This window comes from Gordonia sp. DT219, assembly GCF_049847065.1.
Taxonomy (GTDB): Bacteria; Actinomycetota; Actinomycetes; order Mycobacteriales; family Mycobacteriaceae; genus Gordonia.
This window is the reverse complement of record NZ_JBNCNR010000010.1, coordinates 1-21,238: the sequence shown is the minus strand read 5'-3', so window position 1 is coordinate 21,238 and position 21,238 is coordinate 1. Positions and strand designations below refer to the sequence as shown.

General features: G+C 68.4%; 14 protein-coding genes, 1 pseudogene and 1 riboswitch. Of the genes and pseudogenes, 8 read left to right on the top strand and 7 right to left on the bottom strand.

Going from position 1 to position 21,238, the window contains the following annotated elements; all coding sequences use genetic code 11:
• Window positions 1–106: 106 nt before the first annotated feature.
• Complete coding sequence (locus ACPXB3_RS13400; protein WP_425727894.1) at window positions 107–3,496, bottom strand: pyruvate carboxylase; 3,390 nt, start codon at window positions 3,494–3,496, stop codon at window positions 107–109.
• A gap of 142 nt (window positions 3,497–3,638) precedes the next feature.
• On the opposite strand from ACPXB3_RS13400, the gene ACPXB3_RS13395 reads away from it, so the two are divergent.
• From ACPXB3_RS13395 to ACPXB3_RS13380, 4 genes are all read left to right on the top strand, one after another.
• Window positions 3,639–4,997: an 8-oxoguanine deaminase gene (locus ACPXB3_RS13395; RefSeq protein WP_425727892.1), complete on the top strand. Its 1,359-nt coding sequence runs from the start codon at window positions 3,639–3,641 to the stop codon at window positions 4,995–4,997.
• An 8-nt stretch (window positions 4,998–5,005) separates the two neighbouring features.
• On the top strand, window positions 5,006–5,830 hold the full coding sequence (locus ACPXB3_RS13390) for an FAD binding domain-containing protein (protein WP_425705449.1): 825 nt from the start codon (window positions 5,006–5,008) through the stop codon (window positions 5,828–5,830).
• Between the two features lie 11 nt (window positions 5,831–5,841).
• Window positions 5,842–8,625: a molybdopterin-dependent oxidoreductase gene (locus ACPXB3_RS13385; protein WP_425727890.1), complete on the top strand. Its 2,784-nt coding sequence runs from the start codon at window positions 5,842–5,844 to the stop codon at window positions 8,623–8,625.
• Window positions 8,626–8,694: 69 nt separating this feature from the next.
• Entirely contained in the window at window positions 8,695–10,026 is a 1,332-nt protein-coding gene (locus tag ACPXB3_RS13380; protein ID WP_425727888.1) for an Nramp family divalent metal transporter, read from the top strand.
• 9 nt (window positions 10,027–10,035) lie between these two features.
• Here ACPXB3_RS13380 and ACPXB3_RS13375 read toward each other — a convergent pair whose 3' ends face one another.
• The 5 genes from ACPXB3_RS13375 to ACPXB3_RS13355 form a co-directional block, all read right to left on the bottom strand.
• Complete coding sequence (locus ACPXB3_RS13375; protein ID WP_425727886.1) at window positions 10,036–10,536, bottom strand: nucleoside deaminase; 501 nt, start codon at window positions 10,534–10,536, stop codon at window positions 10,036–10,038.
• Window positions 10,533–11,753: an acyl-CoA dehydrogenase family protein gene (locus tag ACPXB3_RS13370; RefSeq protein ID WP_425727884.1), complete on the bottom strand. Its 1,221-nt coding sequence runs from the start codon at window positions 11,751–11,753 to the stop codon at window positions 10,533–10,535. The genes ACPXB3_RS13375 and ACPXB3_RS13370 overlap by 4 nt, the downstream gene beginning before the upstream one ends.
• 103 nt (window positions 11,754–11,856) lie before the next feature.
• Window positions 11,857–12,369: a histidine phosphatase family protein gene (locus ACPXB3_RS13365; protein WP_425705444.1), complete on the bottom strand. Its 513-nt coding sequence runs from the start codon at window positions 12,367–12,369 to the stop codon at window positions 11,857–11,859.
• Window positions 12,370–12,374: 5 nt separating this feature from the next.
• Window positions 12,375–13,199, bottom strand: coding sequence for a CbtA family protein (locus ACPXB3_RS13360; RefSeq protein ID WP_425727882.1), 825 nt, complete (start codon window positions 13,197–13,199; stop codon window positions 12,375–12,377).
• Between the two features lie 58 nt (window positions 13,200–13,257).
• Window positions 13,258–13,494: a CbtB domain-containing protein gene (locus ACPXB3_RS13355; protein ID WP_425705442.1), complete on the bottom strand. Its 237-nt coding sequence runs from the start codon at window positions 13,492–13,494 to the stop codon at window positions 13,258–13,260.
• 59 nt (window positions 13,495–13,553) lie between these two features.
• Window positions 13,554–13,624, bottom strand: a riboswitch (cobalamin riboswitch).
• Between the two features lie 66 nt (window positions 13,625–13,690).
• On the opposite strand from ACPXB3_RS13355, the gene ACPXB3_RS13350 reads away from it, so the two are divergent.
• The gene (locus ACPXB3_RS13350) at window positions 13,691–18,430 is read left to right on the top strand and encodes an ATP-dependent helicase (RefSeq protein WP_425727880.1); all 4,740 of its coding nucleotides are present in this window, start codon (window positions 13,691–13,693) and stop codon (window positions 18,428–18,430) included.
• Window positions 18,417–19,202, top strand: a complete 786-nt coding sequence (locus tag ACPXB3_RS13345) for a DNA-formamidopyrimidine glycosylase family protein (protein WP_425727878.1) — start codon at window positions 18,417–18,419, stop codon at window positions 19,200–19,202. Before ACPXB3_RS13350 ends, ACPXB3_RS13345 begins: the two co-directional genes overlap by 14 nt.
• A gap of 10 nt (window positions 19,203–19,212) precedes the next feature.
• On the opposite strand, the gene ACPXB3_RS13340 is transcribed toward ACPXB3_RS13345, so the two are convergent.
• The gene (locus ACPXB3_RS13340; RefSeq protein ID WP_425705439.1) at window positions 19,213–20,124 is read right to left on the bottom strand and encodes an SDR family NAD(P)-dependent oxidoreductase; all 912 of its coding nucleotides are present in this window, start codon (window positions 20,122–20,124) and stop codon (window positions 19,213–19,215) included.
• Between the two features lie 91 nt (window positions 20,125–20,215).
• Here ACPXB3_RS13340 and ACPXB3_RS13335 point away from each other — a divergent pair, with 91 nt between their 5' ends.
• Both ACPXB3_RS13335 and ACPXB3_RS13330 read left to right on the top strand, forming a co-directional pair.
• Complete coding sequence (locus ACPXB3_RS13335) at window positions 20,216–20,881, top strand: TetR family transcriptional regulator (protein ID WP_425705438.1); 666 nt, start codon at window positions 20,216–20,218, stop codon at window positions 20,879–20,881.
• A 169-nt stretch (window positions 20,882–21,050) separates the two neighbouring features.
• Window positions 21,051–21,238, top strand: a pseudogene (locus ACPXB3_RS13330) (hypothetical protein); the annotation flags it as partial.

Sequence of the window (21,238 nt, the reverse complement as noted above, 5' to 3'; positions counted from 1 at the left end):
GCGCACCGCAGTTCTCGACGATGGGAGAGCCGACCTGGGCGCGCACAACCCGCAAGACTCTACCCTCCCGTAAGGGTAGAGTCCTAAGCGGCCGGAGCGGGCGCCGTCATCCGATCTCGATGAGCAGATCGCCGGGCGCGACGGTCGTGACCGGGCCGACGGCGACGCGGGTGACCTTGCCGCCGACCGGAGCGGTGATGGTGGCCTCCATCTTCATCGCCTCGATGGTGCCGATCGCCGCCCCTGCGGCCACCTCGTCGCCCACGCGCACCGAGGTAGACACCACCCCGGCAAAGGGGGCGCCGACCGACCCGGGGTGGGCACGGTCGGCCTTCTCCGCCGCTGCCACCGTGGAGTCGATCGACCGGTCGCGCACCGCGATCGGCCGGAGCTGCCCGTTGATGACGCACATGACGGTACGCATGCCGCGTTCGTCGGCCTCACTGATCGCTTCTAGTCCGATGAGCAGGACCACGCCGGGCTCGAGTTCGACGCGGTGTTCCTCGCCGTAGCGCAGTCCGTAGAAGAACTGGTTCGCCGACAGCCGCGACGTGTCGCCGTAGAGTTCCTGATGCTCGGCGAACTCCTTGGTCGGGCCGGGAAACAGCAACCGGCTGAGCGTCTTCTGCCGCGAACGGCCCGCGACGTCGAGCGCGTCGGAATCCGGTGCGGACAGCTCCACCACCGGCGCGGCGGGTCGTCGCCCTTCGAGTGCCTTGCTGCGCAAGGGTTCCGGCCAGCCGCCGGCCGGCTCGCCCAGCTCGCCGCGCAGGAATCCGATGACCGAATCCGGGACGTCGTAGGCCGCTGGATCGTCGGCGAAATCGCTGGGCTCGATGCCCTGCCCCACCAGCGACAGCGCCAGGTCGCCGACGACCTTTGACGAGGGCGTGACCTTGATCAGCCGGCCCAGCATTCGATCGGCGGCGCCGTAGGCTTCCTCGACGGCCTCGAATCGGTTCCCCAATCCGAGCGCGATGGCCTGCTGCCGCAAGTTCGACAGTTGTCCGCCCGGGATCTCGTGGGAGTAGACGCGTCCGGTCGGCCCCGGAATGCCGGACTCGAACGGCGCGTAGACTTTTCGGATCGCTTCCCAGTACGGCTCGAGGTCGCACACCGCACCCAGATCCAGCCCGGTGTCATGTTCGGAGTGCGCGAATGCGGCCACGATTGCCGACAACGGCGGCTGACTCGTGGTCCCGGCCAGTGCCGCCGACGCCCCGTCGACCGCGTCGGCACCGGCCGCCACCGCGGCCAGATACGTCGCGAGCTGCCCACCCGGCGTGTCGTGGGTGTGCACATGGATCGGCAGATCGAATTCCCGGCGCAGCGCGGTGACCAGCTTCGTCGCCGCCGGCGCACGCAGCAGGCCTGCCATGTCCTTGATGGCCAGGATGTGCGCGCCCGCCTCGACGATCTGCTCGGCCAGGCGCAGATAGTAGTCGAGGGTGTAGAGATCCTCGGCCGGGTTCGCCAGATCACCGGTGTAGCTCATCGCCACCTCGGCGACCGCAGTCCCCGTATCGCGGACCGCGTCGATCGCCGGGCGCATCTGCTCGATGTTGTTGAGCGCGTCGAAGATCCGGAAGATGTCGATTCCGACGTCGGTGGCCTCGGCGACGAACGCGGTGGTCACCCTCGTCGGATACGGCGTGTAGCCGACGGTGTTCGCGCCGCGCAGCAGCATCTGCAGGCAGATGTTGGGCATCGCCGCACGCAGCTGGGCGAGGCGGTCCCACGGATCTTCCTTCAAGAACCGCAGTGCCACATCGTAAGTCGCCCCGCCCCAGCACTCCACGCTGAGCAATTGCGGGGTCAGGGCGGCCACATGCGGGGCCACCGCGAGCAGCGCCGATGTCCGCAGCCGGGTCGCCAACAACGACTGGTGCGCATCACGGAAAGTGGTGTCGGTGATGCCGAGGACGGGCGAACCACGCAGCGCCCGAGCGAATCCCGTCGGTCCGAGCTCGACGAGTCGTTGCTTCGATCCCGACGGCGGCGACGCCAGCGCCGCACGCTCGACGGTGGGCAGTTTGTCACGCGGATAGACCGTGGAGGGCCGCTCGCCGTGCGGCTTGTTCACCGTCACGTCGGCGAGGTATTCCAGGATCCGGGTACCGCGATCGGCCGAACCACGCGAGGTCAGCAACCATGGCCGCTCCTCGATGAACGATGTCGTCACCCGCCCCGCCCGGAAGTCCGGGTCGTCGAGCACCGCTTGCAGGAACGGAATATTCGTCGCCACCCCGCGAATCCGGAACTCTGCCAAGGCACGCCGGGCGCGGCGCACCGCGGTCGCGAAATCGCTGCCCCGGCAAGTGAGTTTGACCAGCATCGAGTCGAAGTGTCCCGACACCTCGCCACCGAGGTTGGCGCCGCCGTCCAGTCGGATACCCGCACCGCCGGGACTGCGGTAGGCGGTGATGCGGCCCACGTCGGGGCGGAACCCCGCCGTCGGGTCCTCGGTGGTGATGCGGCACTGCATCGCCGCCCCGCGGATCACGAGGTCGTCCTGACGCAGACCGATGTCCTCGAGGGACTCACCCGACGCCACCCGCAACTGCGCGCCCACCAGGTCCACGTCGGTGATCTCCTCGGTCACCGTGTGCTCCACCTGAATTCGCGGATTCATCTCGATGAACACGTGCCGGCCGGCCTCGTCGACGAGGAATTCGACGGTCCCGGCACACGAGTAGTCGATGTGCCGGGCGAAGGCCACCGCGTCGGCGCAGATCTTCTCGCGCAGAGCGGGATCCAGGTTCGGCGCCGGCGCCAGTTCGACGACCTTCTGATGCCGGCGCTGCACACTGCAATCGCGCTCGAACAGATGGATGACGTTGCCGTGCGTATCGGCGAGGATCTGTACCTCGATGTGGCGGGGGTTGACCACCGCCTGCTCCAGGAAGACCGTCGCGTCCCCGAACGCCGACTCCGCCTCCCGTGATGCCGCACCGATCGCCTCGCGCAGATCGGCCGGCTCCTCGACCCGACGCATACCACGACCACCGCCGCCGGCCACCGCCTTGACGAAGACCGGGAATGCCATGTCCGCCGACGCCGCGACGAGCTCGTCGACGTCCGCCGACGGCGCCGAGGACGCCAGCACCGGCAGTCCCGCTGCCCGCGCCGCCGCGATCGCCTGCGCCTTGTTGCCGGTCAGGTCCAGCACGTCGGCCCGCGGACCGACGAAGGTGATCCCCGCCGCGTCACACACCCGCGCCAACTCCGGATTCTCCGACAGGAATCCGTAGCCCGGATAGACGGCGTCGGCACCACACCGCACCGCCGCGCCGACCACCTCGTCCACCGACAGATACGCGCGCACCGGGTGACCGGGCACCCCGATCTGATACGACTCGTCGGCCTTGAGCCGGTGAAGCGAATTGCGATCCTCATACGGGAAGACCGCGACCGTCCGGGCGCCGAGTTCATACGCCGCGCGAAAGGCCCGGATCGCGATCTCGCCGCGGTTGGCCACCAACACCTTGTCGAACATGTTCCGTTCCTGTCCTCGGCAGTGCACAAGCCCCCGACGGGACCTTACGCAACGAGGCGCCACCGGCGTACCGCGGTGCCGACGCCGGATCGATCAGCGACGACGAAATATCGCCGTAACGCGATCGTCGTAGCGTGTTCGCGTGTCCCAGACCCTGATCGAGAACGCGCACGTCATCACCGTCGATGCCGCGCGCCGCGAGTTGCCGTCGGCGTCGGTGCGCATCGACGACGGTGTCATCACGGAGGTGTCGACGGATCCGCTCACCGATGTGGGGTCCGAGGTGGTCCGGGTCGACGGCCGCGGCTGCGTCCTCACGCCCGGCCTCGTGAACACCCACCATCACCTCTATCAATGGATCACCCGCGGCCTCGCCGCCGACCACACCCTGTTCGAGTGGCTGACCACGCTGTACCCGATCTGGGCGGGCATCGACGAGCAGGCCGTGCACACTGCGGCGCTCGGTGGGGTGGGCCAGCTGGCGATGTCGGGCTGCACCACCACGACCGATCACCACTATGTCTTCCCGCGCGAGGGCGGTGATCTGCTCGGCGCCGAGATCGCCGCGGTCGCCTCGCTCGGCCTGCGCTTCCACCCGACCCGCGGATCGATGGATCTCTCGGAGAAGGACGGTGGCCTACCGCCCGATTCGGTCGTGCAGACCATCGACGAGATCCTCACGGCCAGCGCCGACGCCGTAGACCGCTGGCATGATCCGTCGCCGTCGTCGATGCTGCGGATCGCGCTGGCGCCGTGCTCACCGTTCTCGGTGACCACCGACCTACTGCGTGAATCGGCGTCCCTGGCACGCGACCTCGGGGTGCGGATGCACACGCATCTCGCCGAATCGCCGGATGAGAACACCTATTGCGACGAGCACTTCGGCGCCACCCCGCTGCAGTACATGGAGTCGGTCGGCTGGGTCGGCGACGATGTGTGGTTCGCGCACGGCGTCGAGTTCGGCGACGACGACATCGCCCGACTCGCTGCCACCGGCACCGGCGTCGCGCACTGCCCCACCTCCAATGCCCGGCTGGGCAACCGCATCTGCCGCACCCGGGATCTCGTCGCGGCGGGTGTGCCGGTCGGTCTCGGCGTCGACGGGGCGGCGTCGAACGAGTCGGCGCGACTGCTCGAGGAGGCACATCAGGCGGTGCTGATGGCCCGCGCGCGTGGTGGCCCGACCGCGCTGACCACCCGCACCGCGCTCGAACTGGGCACCCTCGGTGGCGCGCGAGTTCTCGGTCGCGACAACGAGATCGGATCGATCGAGACCGGCAAACTCGCCGACCTGGTGCTGTGGGACCTGACGGGCCTCGCGCACGCCGGCATCGACGACCCGGTCGCCGCACTCGTCCTCGGCGCGATCCCGCCGATCCGGGGATCATGGGTGGGTGGGCGTCGCATCGTCGCCGACGACGAGCTACGGACCGCCGACCTCGACGCCGTCGCCGCCGACTGTGCCACCGAGCATCGCCGACTGCTGGACAAGGCCGGATAGGAGTCGCCATGGATCTCAACACCATCGCCGGGTATCGCCACGCCCGGACCCGGGACGACCTCGCGTTGGCGCCCGGCGAGCGGATCGTGGCCGGCGGCACCTGGTTCTTCAGCGAACCGCAGGTCGACGCCACCCGCGTTGTCGACATCACCGAAATGGGCTGGCCCGACGTCGAAGAGCTGCCGGACGGCGGGCTGCGGATTGCCGCCACCTGCCCGATCGCCACCCTCGCCGCGCTTCCCGCGCATCCTGGCCGGCACGCCCTGCCATTGTTCTTTCAGTGCGCCACAGCGTTGTTGGCGTCGTTCAAGATCTGGAACGTGGCCACCGTCGGCGGCAACATCTGCCGCTCGTTCGCCGCCGGCTCGATGGTCTCCTTGGCCGTGGCGCTCGACGGTGACGCCCTGGTGTGGCGCCCGGATGGCACCGACCGACGGTTGCCGGTGGCCGAGCTGGTCACCGGCAACGGCACCAACACCCTCGAACCAGGAGAAGTGCTGCGCGCCGTCGACATCCCCGCGCACGCATTGCGCGCCCACACCGCCTACCGCAAGATCGCCCTGGCCGAGCTCGGCCGGTCCGGCGCGGTCGTCACCGGACGCCGCGACGACGACGGCGCCACGGTGTTCGGTATCACCGCCGCCACCGGTTGGCCCACCGTCCTGCGCTATCCCGCAGTACCCGAAGCCGACCGCCTGCATTCCGATGTCACCTCCGCCGCAGGCTATTACACCGATCCGATGGGATCGGCGGACTGGCGTCGCGGAGTCAGTGCCGTACTCGCCGAAGAGATCCGCGGCGAATTGATCGACCACGCCCGATCCGGTCGATGAGAGGAGCCATGATGCGATTCGAGATCAACGGCGAGCCCGTCGACGCCGCACCCCGCCCCGGTCAGTGTCTGCGCACCCTGCTGCGCGACCACGGACACTTCGAGGTGAAGAAGGGATGCGATGCCGGCGACTGCGGTGCCTGTTCGGTGCTCGTCGACGGCACGCCCGTGCACTCGTGCATCTATCCGGCCCAACGCGCCCAGGGTGCGTCGGTGACCACCGCGGCCGGGCTCGGGACACCCGGTGATCTGCATCCCATGCAACAGTCCTTTGTCGACAACTTCGGCTTCCAGTGCGGGTTCTGCACGGCCGGGATGGTCGTCACCGCATCGACGCTCGGCGCCGAGGACCTCGACGACCTGCCGCGGCGGATGAAAGGGAACCTGTGCCGCTGCACCGGATATCGCGCGATCGACGCGGCGATCCGCGACGGCGTCGCCCGAAAAGAGTGCGCCGATGCCGGTTCCGATGCCTGCGCGGGCAGCTGCGCCCGCCCGCCATCGGTCAACGGGGTGGGCGAATCGGTCAATCCCATTGCCGCACAACGCGTGGTGAGCGGCACCGAGCCCTACACCTTCGACATCGACATACCCGGCACGCAGTTCCTCCGCGTCCTGGGATCGCCGCATCCGCATGCCCGGATCACCTCGATCGACTCCACCGCCGCGGCCGCGGTACCCGGGGTGACGCTGATCCTCACCCATGAGAACGTCACCACCCGAAGGTTTTCCACCGGTCGCCACGAATCACGGTCGGACGACCCGGACGACACCCTGATCCTCGATCCGGTGGTCCGCTTCGTCGGTCAGCGGGTGGCCGCTGTCGTGGCCGAGACCGCCTCGGCCGCGGAGGAGGCGTGCCGGCTCATCGTGGTCACCTATGACCCGTTGCCCGCGGTGTTCGATCCGGCGGAGGCTCGGCGCCCCGGCGCCGCGCTCGTGCATCCCGATCGCACCCCGGACGACCGTGTGGCCGATGCCGGCCGCAATGTGGTGGCCGCGTTCCATGATGGATTCGGTGGCGACATCGTTGCCGCCCTCGAGAATTCGTCGGTGACCGTCTCCGGCACTTGGCACACCGGACGGGTCGCGCACGCCCAGCTCGAGACCCACGGCACGCTCGGTTGGCTCGACGACGAGGGCCGCCTCGTGCTGCGCACCAGCACGCAAGTCCCTTTTCTCGTGCGCGACGAGCTGGCCCTGCTCCTCGAACTGCCACCCGAGCGCATCCGCGTGCATGCGGCCCGGGTCGGTGGCGGCTTCGGCGGCAAACAGGAAATGCTCACCGAGGATCTCGTCGCGGTCGCGGTCCTGCGCACCGGCCGTCCGGTCGCCTATGAGATGACGCGCACCGACGAGATGACGCGGACCACCTACCGCCACCCGTTCACGGTGTCGGTCGATCTCGGGGCCGAGGCCGACGGACGGCTCACCGCGATGAAGATCGATGTCCTCTCCGACACCGGTGCGTACGGCAATCACGCGATCGGCGTGATGTTCCACGGCTGCGCCGAATCGGTGTCGGTGTACAACTGCCCGGTCAAGCGGATCGACGCCGAGGTCGTCTACACCAACAACCCGCCGTCGGGCGCTTTCCGCGGGTACGGACTGGGCCAGGTCATCTTCGCCATCGAGAGCGCAATGGATGAATTGGCTCTCGAACTGGGACTCGACCCGTTCGAGCTCCGGCGCCGTAACGCCGTCACCGAGGGCGACCCACTGCTCATCGCCCATCCCGAACCCGAAGAAGACCTGGTGTACGGCAGTTACGGGCTCGACCAGTGTCTCGACCTCGCCCAGGCTGCGCTGGCCCGGGGCAACGGCGCCGCCGTACCAGCGGGACCGCAGTGGCGCGTCGGCGAGGGTATGGCGCTCGCCGCGATCGCCACCATGGCCCCGCGCGGGCATCACTCCACGGCCACCGTCTCCGTCGACGCCGACGGCACCTATCACATCGGCTCCGGCACAACCGAATTCGGCAACGGCACCACCACCGTCCACGCTCAGATCGTGGCGAGCACGATGTCGACCGACCTGAGTCGGGTGTCGTTGCGTCACGGCGACACCGACGCCGCGCCCTACGACACCGGCGCGTTCGCGTCCGCCGGGATCACCGTCGCGGGCAAGGCCGTCTACGGCGCAGCACTCGCGTTGCGCGAGATGCTCGTGGGCGCCGCCGCCGAGGTGTCGGGCGCCACACCCGACGAGATACGTCTCGGTGCCGACGGGGCGCTCGTCGGCGACACCATGATCGGCTTCGAGGAGCTGATCGACGCCGTCGACGCCGAGAAGCGGGTGACGGGACCGTCCGGCCCGCGCGCCATCGGCACCGGCGTCGAACGCGGTGACCTGCGCTCGATTGCGTTCAACGTCCAGGCCTTTCGGGTCGCGGTGAACGTGGATACCGGCGCGGTGACGATCCTGCAGTCCGTGCATGCCGCCGACGCCGGCACGGTCATGAATCCGCAGCAGTGCCTCGGCCAGGTGGAAGGCGGTGTCGCACAGGCGATCGGCGCATCGCTCTACGAGGAGATCATGCTCGACGGCAAAGGTGTGCCGCTGACGCCGGTCCTGCGGACCTATCGGGTCCCGCAGATGGCCGACATTGCCGTCACCGAGGTGATGTTCGCCGACACCTCTGACGACCTCGGGCCGTACGGCGCCAAGTCGATGAGCGAGTCGCCGTACAACCCCGTGGCGCCCGCGCTCGCCAACGCCATCCGCCGGGCGATCGGTATCCGTCCGTACGAGACGCCGATGTCGCGAGACCGGATCTGGAGGATGACGAACACCTAGTTTTCGGGTGTCCTAACTTTATTCTTCGCCCCGCTTGATCAGCGCTCGTGGGTGTGCCACCCTGAGCGGATGAGCCAGGTGGACACGCCCACCTCCGGGCCGGATCGCCCAGGTCCGGGCGACTCGGGTCCGGGCGACTCGGGTTCGGGCGACTCGGAGTCAGCGCGTGAGCAGATCCGAGGGCGCCGACTGCGTTCGCTACGCCACCTCGCGCTTCTCGGGCCGGCTTTCGTTGCCGCCATCGCCTACGTCGACCCGGGCAATGTGGCCGCGAACATCACCGCCGGGGCGCGCTACGGATTCTTGTTGGTCTGGGTTCTCGTCGTTGCGAACCTCATCGCCATGCTGATCCAGTATCAGTCGGCCAAACTCGGCATCGTCACCGGCCGCAGCCTGCCAGGGCTTCTCGGTGAGCGCCTGGGCCGGCGCGCCCGCCGGTCGTATTGGGTCCAGGCGGAGGTGGTGGCCATCGCCACCGACCTGGCCGAGGTCCTCGGCGGTGCCATCGCCCTGCAATTGTTGTTCGGGCTACCACTCGTGCTCGGGGGCATCATCGTCGGCGTCATCTCGACACTCATGCTGACGCTGCAGAATCCGCGGCGGCAACGCACCTTCGAGTCGGTGATCCTGGCCATGCTGGCGATCATCGTGGTGGGCTTCCTCGCCGGACTCGTGGTGAACCCGCCCCCGGTCGGCGACGTGCTCGGCGGCCTGATCCCCCGGCTCCACGGTCCCGAGACCGTGCTGCTCGCCGCGTCTATGCTCGGTGCGACGGTGATGCCCCATGCGATCTACGTGCATTCGGCACTGGTCGTCGACCGCCACGGCATCGCGAAGACACCCGAACGACGCAAGAAGCTGGTGCGCGCCACCCGCTGGGACGTCGTCGTCGCCCTGATGATCGCCGGCGCGGTCAACATCGCGCTGCTGCTGCTGGCCGCGCAGAACCTGCGCGGTAAGGAGGGCACCGACACCATCGAGGGCGCCTACCGGGCGGTCGCCGACACGATGGGGCCGGGCATGGCGACCGCTTTCGCGATCGGGCTGCTCGCCAGCGGCCTGGCCTCCACCTCGGTCGGTTCCTCGGCCGGCGCCGTGATCATGGCCGGCCTGCTGCACAAGCGGATTCCGTTGCTCGTCCGCCGGCTCGTCACCCTGATCCCTGCCCTGGTCGTTCTCGCAGTCGGCGTCGACCCGACATGGGCGCTGGTGCTGTCGCAGGTTTTGCTTAGCTTCGGCATCCCCTTCGCGATCATCCCACTGGGGCGCCTCACCGCCGACCGTTCGATCATGGGCGAATTTGCCGACGGGATTCTGTTGCGGATCGTGGCGACCGTCGCGTCGGCGGTGATCGTGCTGCTCAACCTGGCGTTGATCGTCCTGGTGATCACCGGCGGATGAGCAGGTTCATCAGTGGACGACCACGTCGGCCGGTCGCCCGCCCCAGAAGCCCTCGTGGACGGCCTGCGCGCCGGCCAACGGCATCGGTCCCCGTACCGTGACCGCACGCTGCCCGTGATCGAATACCGATCGGCACGGGAGCGACATCGTCGGGTTCTCCGGGTCGGTCCCCGTCATCGCCAGCAGTTCGGTTTCCGACAGCGCAAAGACGACAGCACCGATTCCGGCCCAGTAGATCGCGCCGCTGCACATGGCACACGGTTCGGTACTCGTGTACAGGGTCGCCGAGGCCAGTTCAGCGGAGTCGACCAGCGCGGCCGCACGCCGGACCACGTTGGTCTCGGCATGCCCGGTCGGGTCGCGGTCGGTCACCACCGTGTTCTCGGCCGCGGCCAACTCTGTCCCGTCGGCGGACACGATGATCGCCCCGAACGGATGGTTGCCGTGTGCGCGTGATGCCGCCGCCACCTCGATCGCGCGAAGGAGAAATCGTTCGTCGTCGGATGTCACTGCAACAACCCCTTGGCCACATGCGTCACCTGGATCTCGTTGCTGCCGGCGTAGATCATCAGCGACTTCGCGTCGCGCGCAAGCTGTTCGACGCGGTATTCGGCCATGTAGCCGTTGCCGCCGAAGAGCTGCACGGCCTCCATCGCGACGTCGGTGGCGGCCTTCGACGAGTAGAGCTTCATCGCCGACGCCTCCGCGAGACTCAGTGGCTTGCCCGCGGCGGTGCGTTCGATCGCGTTGAACAGCATGTTCTGCACGTTGATCCGCGCGATCTCCATCTCGGCCAGCTTGAGCTGGATGAGCTGGAAACGTCCGATCTCCTGGCCCCACAGGGTGCGGCTCTTCGCGTATTCGACACTGCGGCGCAGACATTCGTTGATGATGCCCATCGACAATGCCGCGATCCCGATGCGTTCGGCGGTGAATCCGGATTTGGCGCCCTCGGACCCGCGGGAATCCGATCCGGTGTCCTCGGTCTCGCCCAGCAGCCGGTCGCGCCCGAGGCGCACGTTGTCGAAGAACAGTTCACCGGTGGGCGAGCTCATCATGCCCATCTTCGCGAACGCCTTGCCCTGCGTCAGACCGGGCATGCCCTTGTCGAGGACGAAGGAAAGCACCTTGCGCTCGCGCATCGGCGTGCCGGAGCCGTCGTCGAGTTTGGCGAATACCACGAGGGTGTCGGCGTATGGGCCGTTGGTGATGAAGGTCTTCTGTCCGTTGAGGAGGTAATCGTCGCCGTCGCGTCGGACGGTGGTCTTCATGCCGCCGAGCGCATCGGATCCCGAGTCGGGCTCGGTGATCGCCCAGGCCCCGACCTTTTCCATGGTGACCAGTTCGGGTAGCCACCGCTTCTTCTGCGCGAGAGTGCCTTTGCTTCGGATGGCCGACGCCGTCAGGCCCATGCTGACGCCCAGCGACCCGACGAGCCCCAGGCAGACGCCGGCGAGTTCGATGTTGACGATCATGAACATCGAGCCCGTCATACCGGCGCCGCCGCCCCCCGAATGTTTCTCGCCGGCGGCCTCGGCGGCGAGCTCCTTCTCGAGGGAATCCTTGGCCATGGCGTCGACACCGAAGGTGGACAACAGCTTTCGGGTGATGTCATACGGTGGGAGTTGACCGGTCTCGAGTTCGTCGAGGTGTGGGCGGATCTCCTTGTCGATGAACGCCCGCAACGCATCGCGCACCATCAGATCTTCCTCGGACCATTCGAACATCGACCCTCCACCTTCCCGCGCCGACTCGGCGCCGACTAGAACACGTTTCAGTCCTACTGTGTCAGGCACCACCGGTGGTGTCCAGGAAAGGAGAGGTTCCTCCTCACCCGGTCGCGCGCGGCAGGCGATACACCGTCGCCGGCGCCACCTCGATGCCGAAGAAGGACGCCGCGTCGCCGGCCAGCAGGGCTTGCGCGACCGGCATCGCCACGACGACACAGCTCGCGGCTCGGGCATCGGCGGTTTCGGCAAACGTCCTGTGCCACAGCGTTATCCGCTCGACGAAGGCGGCGATGCTCTCACCCCCGTGCGGGCACGACGCCGGATCGCCGAACCAGACCGCGAGGTCGTCGGGGTCCACCTCGTCCGGCGCGTGGCCCGCCCAGCGCCCGACGTCGAGGGTGCGCAGCGAATCATCGACCCGGACGTCAGGGCCCAGCAGTTCGGCGGACTGACGGGTCGCGGCCTCGGGCCCGGCCACGATCGGGCGGGCACCGACCTCGATTGCCAGTGCCGCAACACGCCGGCGGCCCGCCTCGTCCAGGGATGCGTCACCGCCGAATCGGAGGGCCTTGTTGGGCCCGGTCCGGCCGGCGGTGACGACGAGCAGATCCACCTGGGTCAGCGGCGGGTCTCGACGAGCACGGCGTTCTCCGACCGGGAGCCCGACCGGCCCAGCCATCCGAGCACCGCGGCGAACACGGTGGTCAGGACCGTCCACAAGATCACCTGGTTGGCGATGACGTAGACCCGGAAGTCACCGATCACCGCGGCGGGGAAGCCGGGGAACACGATCCGGTCACCATCGGTGAGCGGCTCGGGTACCTCATGGAATTGCGGTAACAGGATGATGGCGACGGTGATCACGACGAGATAGCCGATCGCCGCGAGTACCGCCGACGTCAGCCCGCCCAGACGGGGTCGCAGCCACAGCGCGAACACCACCGCGGCGATCATCGCGACCACCGAGACGACGGTGATCGTCAGATACGTACCCGAGCGGGCACCGATGGTGTCGGCGTCGCCGACGGCCGGCGGGTTGGCCGGGTAGGCGAAGAACGGCACGGCGAACGCAGCGACGAAGCCGAGGACACCGAGTGCGACGGCGACCCATCGTCCATCGGTATCGGGGTGGTGACGAGCCAAATACGTCCACAGGATGGTGAACGCGACGGCGAAGAACGCGCCCATGCAGAGCGCGAACACGATCGTGCCGACGCCGGCGCCGATGTTCTCCTGAACCGAGCGGGTGAACACCTCACCGTGTTCGTGCCCGCCTGCCCCGCCGTGGGCGGCCATGAGGTGTTCTTCGGCGTGTGAGCGGCCCTCTTCGTAGTCGATCGCCTTGGTGGTCTGCGGCTCGATGAACAGCCGGGCGAAGATGAACGCGACGATTCCGGCGATCAGACCCGAGAGCAGGCCTGCGCCGATGAACTTCTTTTCCATGTGCGGTTATGTCCTCTGATTGCGTGCGTTGGCTGTGGTGATGCGGTGACAGCCGTGCTCAGTGGCAGGGGAAACCGAGGAAGTGCCGTGCGTCGTGCACGAATTCGTGAACATGGGTGTCCGAGCCGAACACCGAGACGGCGCCCTGGTCATATCCGAGGAAGTAGTAGGCCAGCCCGGCGAGCACCACGGTGGCGGTCAGCCAGAGCGCAGCCGAGGCGACGGAGAGATCGGGAACGGCGAGGGAAAGACCCTTGCCCTGGGGTCGGGTGCCCTGGCGGGTTGTTGCGACCATCGGTATCGGTCCAATCTGGGATGACGCGTCCCATCGATTTTGCGGTGACGACGCTGCGCGGTGTCCTGACTCGCCGCATCGATGTGCGGCTCACAGTGGCGCGACCGTTCCGGTATCTCACCGGATTCCCCGAGCAACGTCCGTCTGACCATATACCGGACAACTCGCCCGGCCAACAGTGTCGTACCGCTGGTGGATGATGGAGGATGTGCCTGCTGTCGAGGATGTGCTGTCGCGTTTCACCGCCCCCACGCGGCGGTGGTTCAGCGGCGCCTTTGCCGCGCCGACGGCCGCGCAGGTCGGGGCGTGGTCCTCGATCGCCGACGGCAATCACACCCTGGTCATCGCCCCCACCGGATCGGGCAAGACGCTGTCGGCCTTCCTGTGGGCACTCGATCGGCTCGCCGCGCGCCCCGAGCGTCCGCGCAACACCACCCGCGTCGTCTACATCTCGCCGCTCAAGGCGCTCGCCGTCGACGTCGAGCGCAACCTGCGTGCGCCGCTGACCGGCATCACCCGGGCCGCGCAGGAGCTCGGTGACACCGATCCCGCGGTCCGCGAGGGGCTCGAGCGTGGGATCACCGTCGGGCTGCGGTCCGGCGACACTCCCGCGGCCGCCCGGCGCAGCCTGGTGCGGACCCCGCCGGACATCCTCATCACCACCCCGGAATCGCTGTATCTGATGCTGACCTCGTCGGCACGGGAGACGCTGACCGGCGTCGAGGCGGTCATCGTCGACGAAGTACATGCGGTTGCGGGCACCAAACGCGGCACCCATCTCGCACTGTCGTTGGAGCGCCTCGACCGACTCCTGGAGAAACCGGCCCAGCGGATCGGGCTCTCCGCGACGGTGCGCCCGCCCGAACGGGTCGCGCAATTCCTCGCCGGCTCGGCACCGTGCACCGTCGTCCACCCACCCGCGACCAAGACCTTCGATCTGCGCGTCGACGTGCCGGTCGAGGACATGGCCAACATCCCGCCGCCGCCGGACGCGCCGGGCTCCGAGGAACTCGACGACGCGTTCTCGCCGACCGCCGGCTCGCTGTGGCCCTACGTCGAGTCGTCGATCGTCGACCTCGTCGAGGCCAACCGCACGACCATCGTCTTCGCGAACTCGCGGCGCCTGGCCGAACGGCTGACCGCCCGCCTCAACGAGATCGCCGACGCCCGTTCCGGGCCCGCCGACCGGCCAGCGGAGCCGGCGGTCAACGCGCGGGTCGCCGGTGGGGCGCCGGCACTCGTGATGGCCAGCGGCGCGTCATCGGGGGCGTCGCCGGTCCTGGCCCGCGCCCATCACGGGTCGGTGAGCAAGGAGCAGCGCGCGCAGATCGAGGACGACCTCAAGACCGGCCGCCTGCGCTGTGTGGTGGCCACCAGCTCGCTCGAGCTCGGCATCGACATGGGGGCGGTGGATCTGGTCGTGCAGGTCGAGGCCCCGCCGTCGGTGGCCAGCGGACTGCAGCGGATCGGGCGCGCCGGACATCAGGTCGGCGAGATCAGCCAGGGTGTGCTCTTCCCCAAGCACCGCACCGACCTCATCCACTGCACGGTCGCGGTATCACGGATGCGTGCCGGCGAGATCGAAGAACTGGCGATTCCGGCGAACCCGCTCGACGTGCTCGCCCAGCAGACGATCGCCGCAGCCTCCATCGACGAACTCGATGTCGACGAATGGTTCGACGCCGTCCGCCGCAGCGCCCCCTACCGCGAATTGGGCCGGCAGGTGTACGAGGCCACCCTCGATCTCATCTCGGGGCGGTTCCCGTCCGACGAGTTCGCCGAATTGCGGCCGCGTGTCAACTGGGATCGGGACCGCAACGTGTTGGTCGGCCGACGCGGTGCACAACGCCTTGCCGTCACCTCCGGTGGCACGATCCCCGATCGCGGCCTGTTCGGCGTGTTCATGGTCGGATCGGCGGAGGGGGCAAAACAGACCCGGGTGGGCGAACTCGACGAGGAGATGGTCTACGAGTCGCGGGTCGGCGACGTCTTCGCTCTCGGCGCCACGAGTTGGCGGATCGAGGACATCACCCACGATCGGGTGCTCGTCAGCCCGGCGTTCGGGCAGCCCGGACGGCTACCGTTCTGGATCGGTGATGCAGCCGGCCGGCCGGCCGAACTCGGCGCGGCCATCGGCGCCTTTATCGGTGAGATCGCCGACCGGCCCGAATTGGACCGGCGTGCAGACGAACTCGGTCTGACCGACTACGCCCGGGAGAACCTGGGTGCGCTGATCGCCGAACAACGTGACGCCACCACCCATCTGCCGACCGACCGCACCCTGGTGGTCGAGCGGTTCCGTGACGAACTGGGCGACTGGCGCCTGATCCTGCACTCCGCCTATGGTTTACGCGTACATGCGCCGTGGGCGTCGGCGATCTCGGCACGGCTCAAGAACTCGCTGGGCCTCGACGGCGCGGTCACCGCCTCCGACGACGGGATCATCGTCCGCCTCCCCGACACCGACGACACCCCGCCGGGTGCTGCGGTGTTCACCATCGACCCCGACGACGTCGAACAGCTCGTCACCGACGCGCTGGCCGAGTCGTCGATGTTCGCCTCCCGGTTCCGCGAATGCGCCGCACGCGCGCTGTTGCTGCCGCGCCGCGACCCCGGCCGCCGCGCGCCGCTGTGGCAACAACGTCAGCGCAGTGCCCAATTGCTCGCCGTCGCTTCGCAATTCCCGGACTTCCCGATCGTCCTGGAGGCCGTACGCGAGTGCCTGCAGGACGTGTACGACCTGCCCGCCCTGATCGATTTGCTCCGGCGCGTGTCGACGCGGCGCGTCCGGATGGTCGAGGTCGAGACCGAGTCGCCGTCCCCGTTCGCCGCGTCGTTGCTGTTCGGCTACGTCGGTGCGTTCATGTACAACGACGACGCACCCATCGCCGAGCGCCGCGCGGCGGCCCTCTCCCTCGACACCGCGCTGTTGGCACAGCTTCTCGGTCGTGTCGATCTGCGCGAGCTCCTCGATCCGGCCGTCATCGCCGAGGTGACCAACCGGTTGCAGCGCCTCGATCCCGGCCGGCAGGCCCGCGACGGGCAAGACGTCGTCGACCTGCTGCGCTGGCTCGGGCCGCTCACCACCGAGGAGGTGGCCGCCCGCTATCGCGGTGCGGATGCGGACCCGGTCGCCGGCGAGACATCCTCGGTCGAGGTGGCGGCCCTGCTGGCCGGGTTACACCGTGATGGCGCGATCATCTCGGTGAGTCACCGCGGGCGCCCACTGTGGGCCGCGATCGAGGACACCGCCCGGCTCCGCGACGCACTCGGTGTGCCCACACCACTCGGGGTGCCTGCCGCCTTCCTCGAGGAGGTCCCCGACCCGGTTGGCGATCTCGTCCACCGCTATGCCCGCACCCACGGTCCGTTCACCGTCGACGAGGCCGCCGCCGCCCTGGGTCTGGGCGCCGCGGTCGTCCGCGACACCCTGGTGCGGATGGCCGGTGACCGCAAGGTCGTCGAGGGGGATTTCCTGCCCGAGCTCATCGGGGCGCAATGGTGTCACAGCGATGTCCTCGGCCAGATCCGGCGCGGTTCGCTGGCCGCGAGTCGCGCGGAGATCGCACCGGTCGACGACGTCACCCTCTCGCGCTTCTTGTGCGCGTGGCAGCACGTCTCGCCGCCGGCCGAGGGGCGCCGCGGCCACGACGACCGGCTCTCGGGTGTCGACGGCGTCTCCATCGTCATCGATCAGCTTGCCGGGCTGCCCATTCCGGCATCGGCATGGGAGTCGCTGATCCTGCCGGCACGCGTCACCGACTACCGACCCGCCATGCTCGACGAACTGTTGTCGGCCGGTGAGGTCGTGTGGTCGGGGTCCGGGCGCATCGGTGGCGCCGACGGCTGGATACGCCTATGTCCGGCCGACCTGGCCGACGTCGTCCTGCCCGAACCCGACGAGATCGACATGACCGATCTGCACCGCAGACTCCTCGATCTGTTCAGCACCGCAGGGGGCCTGCGCTTCTCGCAGTTCATCGGAGACCTCGGCCCGAGCGATGCACCCCCGGGGACATCGGCGACACCCCCGGCGACCGCCGAGGTCCACAGCGCGTTGTGGGATCTGGTGTGGGCGGGCCGGTTGTCCAATGACTCCTTCACCCCGGTCCGCGCGATGCTCACCCCGCGACAATCCGGCGGCTCGCGGTCGGCGCCCGCACATCGATCCCGTGGCCGGGCACCGCGCCTGCGCGCATCCCGGCTGAGTACCCGCCATCTCATGTCGGCGACGCCGACGGTCACCACCCCGCCCACCGCCGGCGGACGCTGGTTCGCGATGCCTCGGCGGGGCGCCGACCCGACGGCAACCACCCAGGTCCTGTGCGACCAACTCCTCACCCGCTACGGCGTCGTGACGCGCGGCGCGGTGGTCGCCGAGGGGGTGACCGGCGGATTCTCGCGGATCTACAAGGCGCTCACCGTCTTCGAGGACAGCGGATATGTTCGCCGCGGCTATTACGTCGACGGTCTCGGCGGAGCGCAGTTCGCGGCGCCCGCGACCGTCGACGAGTTGCGCCGACACACCCTCGACGATCGCTCGGGCCCGGCCCCGACGGCGATCGTGCTCGCCGCCACCGATCCGGCCAACGCATACGGAGCGGCCCTGTCGTGGCCCGAGCGCGGCGACGGCGGGCACCGGCCGGGCCGCAAACCGGGCGCGCTGATCGTCCTCGTCGACGGAGCACCGGCGATCTACGTCGAGCGTGGCGGCAAGACCGTGCTCACCTTCAGCGACTCCGAGACCGTATTAAGCTGTGCGGCCAGGGCTTTGGCCGCCACCGTGCACGACGGCCGGGTGTCCCGTCTGGCGATCGACCAGGTCGACGGCGTCGAGTCACTACGTTCCGACCTGGCCCCCGCACTCGTCGACGCAGGCTTCTCCACGACACCGCGCGGGCTCCGGCTCCGCTACGGCCAGCATGCCCGAAGGTGACACCGTCTATCGCGCCGCCGCCGGTCTGCGCCGCGCACTCGACGGAAAGGTACTGACGCTCACCGACTTCCGGGTACCGCAGCTGGCGACCACGGATCTCGCCGGTGGCGTCGTCACCGCAGTCCGGTCGCGCGGCAAGCACCTGCTGATCGATATCACGCGCGACGACCTCGCATCTCCGGTGAGCATTCACTCCCACCTCCAGATGGAAGGCCGGTGGGACGTGCATCAACTCGGCGCGCAGTGGCGCCGGCCGACCCACGAAGCTCGTGTTGTTCTACGCACCGAAGATTCGGAGGCGGTGGGCTTTTCGCTCGGCACACTCGAGCTGCTCACCGATCCCGACGCCGAGCTCGCCTACCTCGGACCCGACCTGCTGGGCGACGACTGGGATGCCGCCGAAGCCACACGACGCATCGAGGCGCAGCCCGATACGCCGATCGGGGTCGCGCTGCTCGATCAACGCCTCATGGCCGGTGTCGGCAACGAATACCGCAGCGAACTATGCTTCGTCCGTGGAGTGCTTCCGGGACGTCCCGTCGCCGCCGTCGACGTGGCGGCGATGGTCGACCTTGCTCACCGCATGTTGTGGGCCAATCGGATGCGGGTGGCACGCACCACCACCGGCGTCACCGGCCACGCTGCGCGGCTCTACGTGTATGGCAGGCGCGGCCGTCCATGCCGCCGGTGCGGCACCCTGATCCTGCGCGGCTCCCTCGGACCACCCGGCGCGGACCGGGTCATCTACTGGTGCCCGAACTGCCAGTCGTAGTCCTCGGTCCTCACGCCTGCACTGCCAGTGGAAACGTCACTCCGGTGAGCTCCTCCGACACGGCCCACAATCGCTGCGCAACGGCCCGATCATGGGACGCCGAACTCGAGGAGACCTGTTTCGGATGGCCACGCACCTCCCCCAGACCGCCGGGACCGTAGTACTGGCCGCCGACAACGCCCGGATCGGTGGCCGCACGCACGGTGGGCAGCGCGCCCATCGCAGGTGTCTGGGTCAACATCGGCGCAAGCCATGAGACCGGAACTCGAAGCGCCGCAGGAGTGTTGCGAATGAGTTCGGTGTTCGATACGCCGGGATGAGCGGCGACGGCAATCGTTGTGCCGTGCGGTGCGAGTCTGCGCTGGAGCTCGTAGGTGAACATGAGGTTCGCCAGTTTGGCCTGGCCGTAGGCTCCCACCCGGCTGTACGAGCTCTCCCATTGCAGATCGTCGAAGTGGATGGCCGCCCGGATGCGATGACCCGTGCTGCTGACCGTGACCACGCGGGAACCGGGTACGGGCAGCAGGTGGTCGAGCAACAGACCGGTGAGGGCGAAGTGGCCGAGATGGTTGGTGCCGAACTGCATCTCGAACCCGTTGGCGGTGGTTTGCTTCGGGGTGTACATCACCCCCGCGTTGTTGATCAGTAGATCGATCCGCGGGTGGGCTGCGCGCAGATCCGCGGCCGCGGACCTGATCGAGTCCAGTGAGGCCAGATCAAGCGACTGGACGACGACGTCGCCGTCGATACGCGCCGCCGCCCGCGCACCCTTCTCGACGTCACGGACGGCGAGGACCACCGTCGCCCCACGCCCGGCGAGCATCCGGGCGGTCTCGAAACCCAGTCCGGTGTTCGCACCGGTCACGATCGCCACCCGGCGGTGTTGGTCGGGGATGTCTTGCTCGTTCCAGTTGCCATTCATCGCCACTCCTAAAGAACCGTTGGTCTGTTATACCTTTGTAAGAGACCAGCGGTCTGCTGTCAAGAGACCGCCGGTCCGCTAGCCTTGCGGGGTGACATTTCAGCGGGCGCGAAGCGAGCAGCAGCGAGAGGTCCGTCGGCGGGCGGTGCTTGACACCGCTGCGGCCATGCTGGAGGAGATGCCCGTGGCCCAGCTGAGCCTCAACGAGCTCAGCCGTCGGGTGGGTCTGGCCAAGTCGAATGTCTTGCGGTACTTCGAGTCCCGCGAGGCGGTGCTCCTCGAGCTGCTCGACGATTTCCTGGGCGACTGGCTGACCGAGTTGGCCGAGGAACTCGCCGCGAACGTCGCGCCAGATGCCGCAACCGAGGTCCGGGCGCGCCGGTTGGCCGAGATCGTCGGTCGCTCACTTGCCCGACGGCCGGTCCTGTGCGATCTCTTCGGCGCGCAGGGAGGGGTGCTGGAACACAACGTTTCCGTCGAGGTCGTCAAGCGGCACAAGCGATCCTCGCTCGCGAGGCTCGTCGACATGAGCGAGTTGGTTCGCCGCCACCTGCCCGAGCTCGGCGACGACGCACAACTGTTCTGCCTGATGAGTCTCGTCACCGCGGGGGCGCTGTCGCCCTACGTTCCCCCACCGCCCAGCCTGCTCGCGGCTTACGCTGACGAGCCCGAGCTCGGCGTTCTGCATGTAGACCTGGGAGACGCCTTGCAGACAGCCTGCGTTTCGGCGCTCCTGGGTGTACTCCCGCGCGCTTGAGCCGCAGGCATCGAGCACGCGCCCACTACCACACGCCACCGACAAGAATCGGCCGACTCGAACCGTGCGAATGCTGTTGTGCACAAACAGTATTCGTCTTCTGAGGCCTTGCGCTCAGCGGATTTCCATGTAGAGTGGACCCATCGCAACGATCGCCAGGGGAGGGCACATGATCGACGACACCACCACCAGCTCTACAAGCTCAAACAGTTCCACCGCCCGCATCATCGATGCCGAAGCACTGTTCGCCGGCATCGTCGAGCAACTCAGCGACATCCATCTCGACCCAGACCTCACCGGCCCACAAGCATTCGCGGCGATGAAACAAATACTGCTCGCCCACAACCTCCTCGAGCA